Origin of the sequence: Algoriphagus zhangzhouensis (assembly GCF_900148515.1) — a bacterium.
Taxonomy (GTDB): Bacteria; Bacteroidota; Bacteroidia; order Cytophagales; family Cyclobacteriaceae; genus Algoriphagus; species Algoriphagus zhangzhouensis.
Genome location: NZ_FRXN01000003.1, coordinates 1 through 13,609, shown reverse-complemented (window position 1 = coordinate 13,609; position 13,609 = coordinate 1). Strand labels below are relative to the sequence as shown.

At 36.9% G+C, this 13,609-nt stretch carries 6 protein-coding genes; 3 read left to right on the top strand and 3 right to left on the bottom strand.

Features of this window, described 5'->3' with window-relative positions; genetic code table 11:
* Positions 1–15: 15 nt before the first annotated feature.
* Positions 16–660 (bottom strand): response regulator, encoded by a 645-nt coding sequence (locus BUF13_RS10395; RefSeq protein WP_073571751.1) that lies wholly within the window; start codon positions 658–660, stop codon positions 16–18.
* Entirely contained in the window at positions 661–2,622 is a 1,962-nt protein-coding gene (locus BUF13_RS10390; protein WP_073571750.1) for an ATP-binding protein, read from the bottom strand.
* Positions 2,623–2,781: 159 nt separating this feature from the next.
* On the opposite strand from BUF13_RS10390, the gene BUF13_RS10385 reads away from it, so the two are divergent.
* Both BUF13_RS10385 and BUF13_RS10380 read left to right on the top strand, forming a co-directional pair.
* Positions 2,782–4,410 (top strand): hypothetical protein, encoded by a 1,629-nt coding sequence (locus BUF13_RS10385; RefSeq protein ID WP_073571749.1) that lies wholly within the window; start codon positions 2,782–2,784, stop codon positions 4,408–4,410.
* A gap of 267 nt (positions 4,411–4,677) precedes the next feature.
* Entirely contained in the window at positions 4,678–5,865 is a 1,188-nt protein-coding gene (locus BUF13_RS10380; RefSeq protein ID WP_073571748.1) for a hypothetical protein, read from the top strand.
* On the opposite strand, the gene BUF13_RS10375 is transcribed toward BUF13_RS10380, so the two are convergent.
* Entirely contained in the window at positions 5,862–6,380 is a 519-nt protein-coding gene (locus BUF13_RS10375) for a hypothetical protein (protein ID WP_134204421.1), read from the bottom strand. The genes BUF13_RS10380 and BUF13_RS10375 overlap by 4 nt on opposite strands.
* Before the next feature lie 1,380 nt (positions 6,381–7,760).
* On the opposite strand from BUF13_RS10375, the gene BUF13_RS10370 reads away from it, so the two are divergent.
* The coding region (locus BUF13_RS10370) for a DUF4347 domain-containing protein (protein WP_083586432.1) at positions 7,761–13,609 on the top strand (5,849 nt) is incomplete at its 3' end.

Here is a 13,609-nt window from a genome sequence, read left to right as displayed (position 1 = left end):
TACACCTCGCTGCTATCATGTAACCAGTCCTTCTTGAATGGCTATGCGAACCAGTCCAGCAACATTTCTGACATCCAACTTTCTGAGAAGTGATTTTCTATGAGTTTCAATAGTGGAAATTTCAACGCTTAGTTGATGTGCAATCTCCTTGGTAGAAAATGCTTCAGCTATTAATCGTAAAACTTCTCGCTCTCGATTACTTAAACTTTCCAATTGGGAATTTGAGTTTTTTTGAATCACTTTGTATTTGTCGTTTAAGACTTCGGTGACCGGCGCACTGTAGTAATTTTGATCGTTTCTTACCTTTTCCAAAGCAATCCTCAGTTCGAATTCATCCAAGTTTTTTAAGATATAAGCGTTTACACCTTGACTCAAGGCTTCTTTGACAGTTGCCTTGTCCAAATGCATGGTTAATAAAATAGATCTTAGGTCGGGAATTTCTAGCTTTAGTTTTTGGATTAATTCTAGACCATTTAATCCCGGCATCTCAAAATCAACCAAGAGAATATCAGGCTTCCAAACAGGGATTTTTTGTAAAGCCTCTATTGGATTTTGATAAGTAGTAATAACCTCAAATTCAGGGATTTCTTGAATGATCCTTGAAAGTCCATCGCAAATCAACTGATGGTCATCTACAATTACTATTCTGATTTTTTCCATTTAATCTAAAGGGACGGTAATGATTGCAAGTAGTCCGTTTTCTGAGCCTGGTTCATAGTTGACAGTTCCCTTTATAAGGTCCAATCGGTTTCTGATATTCATCTGTCCATGACCTTTAGAGTTTTCATTTGATATTCCCTGTCCATTGTCTTCAACCAAAAGAGTCAACTTATTTTTCAATTTCAATAGCTGAATGTTCACATGATTAGCCTGGGAGTGTTTGAGAATATTGGTCAAAAGCTCCTGAAGAACTCTGTAAATACTGATTTCAATTCTTTCATCAAGTCTCTCCTCCATTCCATGGTGTTCAAATTCATAGTGGATATCGGAGTATTGAAAGGTATTCCTCAACAAATCCTCTGATGCTTGTACCAACCCCGCTTCCATCAAGGCCCTTGGCATCATTTGGTGGGAAATCTGCCTTATTTCATCTGCTGACTTCGAAAACCGTCCGGTTATTTCCATCAATTCTGGTTGGATGTCTTGGCCAGCTCTTTTTTGGATGTTTTGAAGCCCAAGTTTCAATGCCGCCAATTGTTGACCGATCCCATCGTGGAGGTCTTTACTGATTCGTTTTCTTTCTTCCTCTGTGGCTTGAATGACAGCATCTAGCCCTTTTTCTTTTTCTTCAATCACAGCCTGTTGAAGTGCCTCCTTTTGCAAGGATCGATTTCGACTATAAAAGAAAGTGCCCCCGAGTATAAGAATTCCCAAGCCTGACAGAAGATAGGCAAGCTGCGAGTTTTTGATGGCAAGGGTAGCATTTTGAGTCTGAATTTCAGCTTCCTGTTTTGCTAGCTGCTTTTCTTTCTCAGAAGACTCATATCGAAGCAATAGATCATTGACGTTTTTGACGTTTTCTGAGGATTTCAGGGAATCATCCAGAGCTTTGAAAGACTTGAAATAGGTTAAAGCAAGTGAAGTGTTTCCTGTTTTTTCATACAATTCAGCCAAATTCTCTTGAACAGATTTGAGGTATTGATTATCATCATATAGGAGACATAGTTCTTCTGCTTCTTTCATTTCTGAAATGGCCTTGACAAACTGTCCATTGGATGCTAAAATAGGAGACCTGTTGATCATAGCTTCCAGTTTTCCCAATGGATAATTTACTTCTTCAGACATCAATATAGATTCTTCGAAGAGTTTTGAAGCCTCCTCCCAATTCCCTTGATTTTTTAGAGCCAGACCAATATTGTTTTTAGCGGCGATTATACCATAGGCAAAGCCGACTTCCTTGTAGATTTCTTCCGCCTCCAAGGCAGCCTGAATGGCAAGCTCTGTCGAATCCATTCCTATATAAGCGTTGCTAAGGTTCAATCGGGCGTGAGCATTGTTGATTTCATAGGATGAGTGGATGTTAATGGCCATTTGAGTGTATTTGGCTGCGTTGCTCCAATCTTCCAGGGACAGGTAGTTTTTACCAATATTGTTGTAAACGCTGTTGAGTAAAGCATCTTCACTTTCCTTATTTTCTACAAGTTCACCATATTCAATAGCTTTCAGCAAATAGCCAATTGCCTCTTGGAAACGGTTCATTTCATTCAAAGCATTGGCTCGGTTATTCATCACCCTTGCAAGGTCTCCATAGCTTTTTAACTTTTCATAAATAAACTCAGCGCTATCCAAATAGGGGAGGGCCATGTCCAAATTTCTCATCCCTAAGGCAACGAATGAAAAATCCATGTAGACTTTTCCCAAAAGTGAATCCCGAGTCGGTTTTTCAATGTGCTCTTTGATATATTCTCCTTCAATTCGATAAAAATGAAAGGCAGAATCATAATCTTGAATGGATTCAAAATATCGACCGATATTTTTGTAGGCTTCTACAGCCTCTAATGGTTTGTTTTCTTGATGAAAATTTTCTGCTGCATTAAATAAACTGTCCTTTTGGGCGAAGGCTGAAAAACTGAATGCTAAAAGCACTCCGAAAAATGCAGAGGCATGTTTTTTATGACTCATGAGGCTTAAGGTTTTCTTGGCGATGGAAAATAAAAAAAATGAGATTAAAATCCTCAAAAGTGTTCTTTCTCCCCGAAAACAGGGAGAAAAATCAAGGTAATTGGGTAGATAAAAGGAGATCTATTGAGGGAATTTTGGATAAACAAAACTCTCAAAGCAATGATCAAGAAAATAACACTTACCCTTTTGATGGGAATGACAGGATTTTTTTTCGCCTATTCTCAATCTATTACTGCCAATGAAGCAGATCTCCCTTTAAGTGCTGAGGCAGAAAAAGCCGCTAAAAAAGGAGCATTATATTATAGTGGGACTTTTTGGGACGAGTCCAAAACCCAACTGAACCATTTTTATCTATATCAGGATAAAAAGAATGGTTTAATGTTTTTAGAGGTGACTACTGATGATGAAGGTGAAGTTATTTCCTCAGTAGAAGAAAAATATGATGCTTCCAATTTTTCGCAATTTTCAAATTTGGAAGCTGAACCCATGCTTACAGGAGCCAAGGTGCCTGCAAATTTGGCAGGAAAGAAATTTGGGCATTTTCAGAAAACAGTTTTGGCCGGAAAGCCCAAGTTGAACATAGGTGCCTTTGAAAATCGATATTACAATGATCTTTGGTCTGGATTCAAATTCAAAAAAGAGGATCAGATTCAATTGGATGATAAATTCTGGCCATTTGTATCCTTTGCGATAAGAAATGAAGGTGTTGATAACCAAAGCTATCAAACTAGCCGGCAGAATAGATTATTAAAAGCGATAGAAGGAGAGACAGAGTATGTTCCTTTGGATGGAAAAGCCTTTATCGCTGGAATGATGGCTACAAGTGATCCTCAATATATTTCCGGGATATATGATATGGCTACCAAGTCTTGGGACAACCAAGTGATAACTGCTATGGAATCAGCACCGATTGGGATTACTTATGCACAAACATCTTATGGAGTATTGGCATTGAACTCTCAATCCGCTAAAGATGACAGTAATCTTCGGGCTATCCGGATGGATCATGAGGGTAATATTTTAAATCAGATCCCACTTCCCTTTGCAGAAGGCCCCAACAAAAGGCCTAGCATTGATATTAAAATTGAGGAAGCAGCTGGTTCTCAGTTTGTAATTGCTCCATATTATGCAGATGGATTAAATAAAAAACCAAGTATTGCTATTTATAAAATTGAGGATGATTTAGTCTTTGCCAAGCAAATAACCAATGCGGAAATAGAGTCCAAGTTGCAAATTCCAGCTGATTCAAAAGTGAAGTTCAAAGATTTGAATGTGGCTTCAGTGGAATCAATTACCCCAATTTCGAATGGAGATTATTTAATCACTTTTGCCAATCAAAGAACACCTGTTTCCACTGTGATTTTGCAGATTTCTTCTCAAGGAGATCTAAAAACTGCCTATCTCACAGAAGAAATAGAAGGCGATAACAATGAGCCGGTACGCTTGATAGGAAGAAACCCAATCCATTTGGAATCGGATATTTTTGAGGTAGATGGAGAGGTGTATGCATTGATCAGAAGTGTACCTGCAGAATTGGAGCAGGGGATTCATACTTCCACCGATGATCTTGGGTATTCACTGAAAATCACTACTGTGAGAATTGATGAAGTGATGGCTCAAGGTAAAATTTTTAAGATTGACCCAGACAATCAAAAAATCTCACCAAGTTATGATTTTGAGGATATTCTGGTAGGTTCTGTTCCTTATCTAATTTCCCCATCAGGTAAGTTGATCTTCAGCACCTTAGACACCAAAAAAGGAACAAGAAAGCAATTGATACTACACTGAGATGAAATGTTTCTTTTTGCTTTGAGATAGGAATCTCAGTGCTTGTGATAGGAGGACTTAGGTCCTCCTTCTTTCTCAGATTTTCAAGTGATGGTATAGAAAAGAATGAAATCCGTTTTCATTCTTTTTTTGGTTTAAGATGGACTAAAATAAGCCATACTCAGTACTCTAATTACTGAAACTTTGATCTCTAATTCATATTGAGGTCATTTTGATATTTTAAATTACCAAAGTAGAGTTCTGGTATTTCAAAAACGCCCTTAAATCATGATTCGAAACTTTCTCATTCTTATTCTCATAGGAATTCCAATTTTTCTTCTTGTTGAGGATCAAGTGTTTGCTCAAGAATTAGAAGTGAAACCTGTTTTTAAAGTTGATTTTAAAGACCCAACTCAAGACAAGCCACAATCCAAAATCTGGTTTTCAGCTGGAGCTTGGTGGGCGATTCTACCCGATTCAATTGGGCCACATGTCTGGAAAAGAAATGAAGGAGAATGGATAAAAGAGGAGAATTTAAATATTGAATTACGGAGTCTTCCAGGAAAAGCGGATGTGTATTCTGAAGGGGGAAATCAATTTATAGTATTGGTAGGGAATTGCGAACTGAAGTACCTCAAGCTGAAGACTACATCAAAGTCCATACGAATGGAATTAGTGAATTCAATCCCTATTCCTCCTGTTTGTCATGAGATCGAAACTGCAACAATTACCAAAGATGATTCAGGGACACTATGGGTAGGTTCCGATTGGAATGAGCAGGTGCTAGTCTGGTCATCTACTGATCAAGGTAAAACATGGTCCCAACCAGCCTTTTTGGGGGATTCTATTAGTAAAGATGATATTTCAGTCGTTTCAAGGATCAAAGGTGGAATATCGGTGGTATGGTCCAATCAACTAGAGGAAGCGATTTATGAAAGAGTTTACTTAAACAATGAACTTGACTGGTCAGGTCTGATTACTGTTTCCAAAGGAAATCAAACTGCAGACGATCATTTGAATTCCACTTTGCTGGAAGATGGTAGGTTGATTTTAGTGACAAAAAACAGTGTGGATCAAAATGGTCAGCCACAGTTTGTATTGAGAGTCAGAGAAGAGGAGGGGAAATGGACTGATTTTCCTTATGTAAATCTTACTGAGGAAACCTCTCCAACGCGTCCGGTTACCACTCATTTGCCGAATGGAATGATAATAGAAGCTCACACCATTGGTTTTTCGGATGGATCTGCTGAGATATCTGTAAATGAAGTTAGAATTGTTTCGAATCAACCATTAGAAGTTCGGGAGATAATCAGGTTAAAATCCGCAAATGGGGCACATCTAAATAATGTTAGCCTCAGTAAACAGAATTATCGAGGAATTCCAAAGGGCCCTTGGTTAATCCTGTTTTCTGATCGAAATGGCAATATTTATGAATTTGACCTGTATCCATTGATCTATGAAAATCACATCGATTAGGATACCATATTACCCATTCTAAGCAATAATTCTAGATCATAGCAGATATTTACATGGGAATGGCCAAAATTCTCTGCAATAAGTAATTGATTTCCAGATTTCCAGGATACTTGATTTGATTCTTCTTTTGTTGGAGCAGATAATGAATTTTTAAAATTGATTACAACAGAAGAGAATTGGCTTCCATAATCATACTTTTTGATTAACCTGGCAAAGAGAATCTCCTCAAAATAGAATTCATAGCAAGTGTGAGGAGTTTGATCCATTTTCTTTACGCTTCTTTCTATTGTGAAGCTAGTCTTGTCAATTTTGGTATCCACTCGAATATTCAATTCGTTGCCAAAATCAGGAATGCAACCAAAAGTTATTTCCTGAAAATCTTTTAGCTTCAATTCAGAGTTGAGATTTGCTATTCCTTGGGCTTTATAGCTTAAATCTCTGAGCATGGAAAAAGGATTGATTCCAATAAATTTCCCCTGATAAGAATACTTAACTATTCGACCTTCAATTGTCATTTTTTTGGTTTTTATGCCAGAAACCAAACCGGTAATTTTTCTTAAAAAATACATGTCATCTATAGGAATAATTTAAAATTAATTTTTTCTATAGGTTAAATATGGGCTTACGTTTTAATTTATGTAATGTAAATATAACGTATAATGTTAATTGTATTTTATATACTGATTTTATTTTTTGTTGGACTATCAGTGTTTTTGTAAAATTTTGTTTTAACTAAAATTGAAAAGTAACTAAAATAATTTGAAATATTTATAAAATACTGAAAAACAGTTGTTTAATATGAAGTAAAAAACGTTTGGTTCTTAAGAATTTATTAAATAAATATTGGTTAGCTCATCTTTAAGAAGAGCTTTAATTAAATAAATAATAGGTGAAATTTATTTTTAGTTAACTGAATAATTCTTTAAAAATTAATTGTTTTGAATAATTAAATAGGTGGAGAAAAACTTTTATTGAGGGTTTTTATATTTGTCAATTCAATATTTAATTGTTTTAATAATATAATTAATTATGGAAGTAAAGAATCAATTTTGTGATATTTTAATAACCGTATTGTTTTTTTAATCTTTTTGGTCTCGATTTATTGATCCATTCTTGATAGGGGAATGTCTTTTTAATCGAGACTTGCATCTAGATTTTCATTTTGCTTAGATCGGTATCATTGAGAATTCGATCTATTTTTTTTAATGAATGAATTTAATTTTCGATTGAACTAATTTCTGATTTCGGAGAAAATAAATGATGGGTTGCAGATTTTTCAGAGATGGGGAAGTCTCTGTAACCCATATTACTGTCAAGGATTTATCAGGGTTAGAGTTTCTGATATTAAATTTTTTGCTTCAAAAAAGAGATTAGCTGGATTAGAAAATTTTTTTTCAGTTTTTTCAAAAAAAAATTTCACCCAAAAAATTGGGTGAAATTTCCTCCATTTTAAAAATCATATGAAATATTAGAAAAGTAATAAAATCGATTTTTTGATATTAGAGCATTTTGACTATATACCGCTAATTGTCAATTGCTTGATGCTTTTTTTACACTATGAAATACGTTTATTTGTATAAAGGTAAATAATCATAAAAATGATGTTTAAGTGCAATTTTTTTAGAATGTTAAAATTCAGTGCAAACGTTTGAAATGATTCCATAAAAACAAATAAAATGCCGTTTATAACCAAAAAAACCCTTTACGCATCTGTTTGTGAATCTTAAAAATTAGTTTATGAATGGTCTACTTCTTTAATTTGTACAAAATTCCATTTAATGAATCTGTGAATAATTCAATTGTTAATTGAGAGGGGAAGAGGATCGGGTTTGTTCAGTTAACGAAAAACCTCTTGAGGATTTCATGGAGAGTGAGTGGTGTAAATAGTACAATTTATGGAAAGATCACCTATTTCCCTTTTGCTTTGGTTGTGGTTCTTTGGAATCACCGGAATTCTTGTCTCAAATGACAATTCCTTCGATTATCGATTTGGAGCTCGTGCTGTCACGTCTAAAGTTTACTTTAGACGTGTGGATGCTAATCCATTTTTGATTTCAAATTCTCATTCGTCCGCGCAGGTAGAAAATTCAAAGGTTTTTACTTTTGGACATGATGAGATCAGTTTTAAATCCGATCTCCTTTGGATTGATGAGGAGGTTGAAGGCAAAGATCAAATTCTAAGTGAGTTTGAAATCTCTAATGAGTTCGAATCAACTCTCCAATTTTTCTCACATGGAAAGCCAGGCCAGTTGAAGATTGGTGGGCAATGGTTAAGTCCTGTTGAAATTTCCAATTTTTTAAGCCAATTAATCTCTTCAAAGCAGGGAGAAATAGATCACGTAAATATTTATGGTTGTGAATTCGGAAGAGGTATAGAAGGAAGAGGTGCTGTTTCATACTTAGAGGCAACTTTAGGAATTTCTGTATCTGCTTCAGATGATATTACAGGTAGAGATGGAGATTGGGAGTTGGAAGTGGGTAAAATTGAAAATGCAAGTTTTCTAAAAGATTACGAATATAACTTACAAAGTTGTGCTGGTGTAATTGGTGGTACAGGCTCTGGTGATGATTATGATGGAGATGGTATCTGTAATTCAGATGATTTAGATGACGACAATGATGGAATATTAGACGCAGACGAATGTGGTAGTCTGTTTACAAACGAATTCACAGGTACTTTTGGTGAAAATTCAAGTTGGTTCACCAGAGATTTAGAAACAGCTCCAGGAGGTGGATATAGTTTTCTTTCATCTCTCACTTCCTCCTCTCCAAATGGGAATACTCTGAATGAGGGGAAATATATTGTAATGAACGGGCATGTTGATAATGCTCATACTTATTTTGCAAGTTTGGTCGGTCATACCACTGGAACTCAAGACGACATGTTTTTAGCCGTTAATGGGTCTATCAACGTTGGTGTATTTTTTTCATCTACTTTTTATCTTTCAAGCAATACGCCATACGATTTTGGGTTTTGGGCGGCAAATGCTAATTCTACTTCAAATGGTGCTATTAATTTTCCAGTAAATTTAGGTTATCGTCTTATTCGAATTAGTGATGGAATTGTTGTTGCAAGTGGTAGTACAGATAATATAACAACCTCCCATACATGGACAAACTCGTCGGGAACCTATTTAACAGGAGCTACTACTGAGCAATATCGTTTTGAGGTTTATAATCTGTCAACTGGCGCTGCTGGAAATGATTTTGCTATTGATGATATTTATTTTACTGGTTGTGGTGATAATGATGGCGATGGTATTAAAGATTATTTAGACTTAGACTCTGACAACGACGGTTGTCCAGATGCTCTTGAAAGTGAGTCTAGTCCTTATGTTTTTGCAGATTTAAATTCTGATGGATCAATTAATACGACAAGTTATCCCGTTAACACCAATAGTTCTAGCTCCACCTATGGTGTTCCAGGTAGTCAATCTTATTTAGAAGGTACCGCCACAAATAATAATCTAGTAAGTGCAGAATGCGATTCTTGTAATCCAGCAAGTTCCTTGTTTACAGATGTTGATGGAGATGGAGTAGGAGATGCCTGTGATCTGGATAATGACAATGATGGTATTTTGGATACAAACGAAAATTACGTTTGTGGAATTACTGATCAATCAGATTTTATAGGTTTATCAAGTAGTGGTTCAATCCAATCTCAATCTATTTCTCAAGATGGTTTTTCATCAGGAAATGAAACCCTGTCTCTGATAAATGGAACTGGAGATGGTACTCTTGCAGCTGAGACGGCTCCATCCTTTGCTCATAGGGATATCGCTTTGGGGGGAGATGGAAATGGAATTAAAATAGGCGGGAATATAAATTCGTCAGAAACCAAAGTTGTATCCTTTGATTATGACAATCCTGTAAGAAAACTCAGTTTCAGAGTCGCGGATGTGGACTTTGGAAATGGCGCAGGGCCAGAACGCCTTACCATCAATGCTTACCTAAGCGATGGCACATTGCTCGATTTGAGTTCGGCATCTTTTAAAGAGACAGTATTTGATGCCTCTGCTTCAACTTCTATTATCAGTACTTCAATTACACCGTCCAATACCATCATTGGCAACACTTTGCAGGGAGATGGAAACGCACACCATATCCTTGAAGTTACTTTTTTGATGCCAGCAGGTTCTCTTGGAATCAATAAAATTGATTTTATAGCATTTGGAGCCCAGCCTACCGATAATCAAATGTCTATGACATTATTTGATTTGAATTATTGCGGGGGGGAAGATACCGATGGTGATGGGATTCCAGATTACTTGGATACGGATAGTGACAATGACGGATGTCCTGATGCTTTAGAAGGTGATGGCGGATTTACCTATGCCGACTTAGTTGGAAATAGTTTGGGTGTTGATGTTGATGTTGATGGAGTGCCCAATAGTGTCAGCGGAGGGCAAAATGATGTCAGTGCATATAACGATGAAGTTCAGTCAGAAGCATGTAGTATATGTCACCCAGACCATCCTAATTTTACTGATACAGATGGAGATGGATATGCTGATTTCTGTGATGATGATGATGACAATGATGGGATTTTGGATACAGAAGAATGCTCTACTCTTACAGAAGTCTATTCTGTATACATTCACTATAGAAGTGGAAATAATTTAAGTAGTAGCGTGCCTATTACGATCACAGGTTCCACAGTTGTAAACACAACAATCGATCAAACCACCCCGACTTCTAGTGATTTGGTGTTTACTGATAATACTGACTCTGAAGAATTTGAATTGTTGGCGGCCAACATATCGCCAAATGCTTCTGGTGAAATTGTTATTGAATTGAACACTAATGGAGCTACATCTTCTCCCTACATAGTTGCTGATGCTGTCTTGTTGTATGACGGAAATACCTATTATAATCTTATTGATAATCAGGAGATTGGGTTTAGTAGTACTGCAGGATGGCTTTTCCAGTCCAATCAAGATGCTTCAGTATATTGGGATAATATGTACATCGCAAACGATTCACCGACTGATGAAACTGTATCATGGACATTTTCCGGTTTACCAATGTTCACTTGTGATGAAGATGGAGATGGTGTTCCAAATCATTTGGATTGGGATAGTGACAACGATGGATGTCCAGATGCCTTAGAGGGAAACGGTGGGTTTACCTATGCTGATTTAGAAGGTTACGTTTTAGAAAAAGGTACTGATGTCGATACAAACGGTGTTCCTTCTATTGCTAATGGAGGACAAGCAAATATTAGTGCATATGACGATTCTGTACAATCTGAAGCTTGTAGCCCATGTGACCCAGATAATCCAAAATATGATCCAACTGATTCAGATGGTGATGGTTATGTTGATTCTTGTGATGAGGATGATGATAATGATGGGATTATAGATACTGAGGAAGGATTTTGTGTGGATGAAAGCACTTATACCTTTGATATTGCAGCAAGTTTAGCTGCCCAGAATACAATAGGTATCAATGGAGGAATTTTGGAATTGGTTTATCTTCATACCAGTGGACCTCAAATTCCAGATATTGGTGGCGCAGGTGTAAATGATAGGTTTACAATCGAAGTAGAACTAAGTGATTTGAATTCAAACTTTGGAGTGGACCATCAGTGGGATGGGACGATGCAATTAATGTTTGGAAATACTTATGCTGTTTCTCCGAATGAGTCATTGTTTTACAGTGGTTTGCCTGCAAGTAATGTAAGAGACTTTGGCATTTTTCCGAGTGAGCCCCCTTACCCGCTATCAATTCTTAGTTCTGACCAATTTTTTGTTAATGCCATTAGAGAAAATTTGCTTGAAGTATTAGGGACATTCACTGTAAGTATTGGAGATTACCCTTCAGTTCCTTCAAATTATAAAGTGGTTGATGATTTGTTTGAAACTTATAATAGTTATAACGAAACATTTCCTTGGTCTTCCACTAGTCTATCAGGTAGATCAGGTTATTGGGCAAAATATCAAGATCAAAACGAGGTATATAGTGATGGGTCTGATATTTCAAGATCTCCATATTTTTATGCCAATTATGGGAAAACTTACAATATAGACTATTCAGCTTACTCATTAGTCTCAGGTTCTGGAATAGGTGATAGTGGTGGTAGAGGGTTATTTTCGGTTTACAATGCATATATAACTTTCTGTGTTTCCAGAGACACAGATAATGATGGTACCCCAGATTATTTAGATACAGACAGTGACGATGATGGCTGTCCGGATGCCTTGGAAGGTGATGGCGGATTTACCTTTGCCGACTTAGTTGGAAATAGTTTGGGTGTTGATGTTGATGTTGATGGAGTGCCCAATAGTGTCAGCGGAGGGCAAAATGATGTCAGTGCATATAATGAGGATCTTCAGTCAGAAGCTTGTAGTGTATGTCACCCAGACCATCCTAGTTTTATTGATTCTGATGGAGATGGAGTGGGAGATGCCTGTGATTTGGATAATGACAATGATGGGATTTTGGATACGGATGAGGGCTGTATAAATACAGAGTTTGCTGGAGATAATAGTAATCAAACAGGAAGTCCCTATGTAGCTACATTAGCCTATCCTTTTAATATTCATTCAACTCCACTTAAATCTGTCCCTTCCAATTTAAGAGGTTTTGTTGTAAGCCCTACTACAATTCCTGACATGATAATAGGTGCCGGAGTAGATACAACCTATGTCCCAGCAACCAATGGAAGTGTTGAAACAGGGGCCTATAGTGTTACCCAAATCGATGCGAGCACATTAGAGGAAGCGAGATTAAATGATGAATATCTTGAGTTTTCTTTTACTACACTCAATTCTGTTTTTGATGCCTATATTGATTGGTATGGTATTTATAATCCTGTTGCCACAAATCCAGATTATTCAGTTGCATTTTCGGTTTCCAATGATGGTTTCGCTAGTGACTTAACTGACCTTGGGACAATTTCTCAAGTAGCAGGAGAAGGAGGTGGAGTATATCCTATGGGGAGGAGAAATAGAAGAAATGATCCTTATTACCTATCTCCGAATACAACCTATACAGTCAGGATTTACCTTTTTGGAGTTGATGATGCAAGCTCTGTAGTTCAGTTTGATGATCCTATTTTGGCATTCGATGCTTGTGTTTCAGATACAGATGGTGATGGTGTTTTAAATAATTTGGATACAGACAGTGATAATGATGGATGTCCGGATGCTGTTGAATATTATTCTGATATCAATGCTACAGGAAGTAATGGTTCTGATGATTACGGTGATGGGTCTGTTGATTCTGATGGGAAAGTAATTGCTGCATCCTATTCAGGGGATTATACAAATGCGATTTTAGCGACCCAGATATCCGTGACTTCGCTGACTTCTGATCAAATAGCTGAAGCAGGAAGCAATGTGAGTTTTTCAGTTGAAGCTCTTGCAATTAATACAGACGCTTTTATTAATGATGGAGACCCTGATTTTTCTATTCCCCCTGGTGAAGATGTTACTTCTGGGATAATTTACCAGTGGCAGTTGAGTGAAGACGGGGGGAGTACTTGGACAAATATTTCCGATGGTGGACAATACAGTGGTACTACGACGAGTCAATTGACAGTTTCTAATGTCACATCCTCTCAGAGTGGAGATTTGTTCAAAGTTGTATTGACACATCAGAATTTAGTTTGTCCTGTAGAAAGTACACCATCTTTACTTGAAGTTGGAAGCCTGATCCTGACCAAGTCGTTGACGAATGCGGATGACGCGGTGGTAGATACCGAGGGCGAGACGATAGAATACACGATCACGGTAGAGAACGA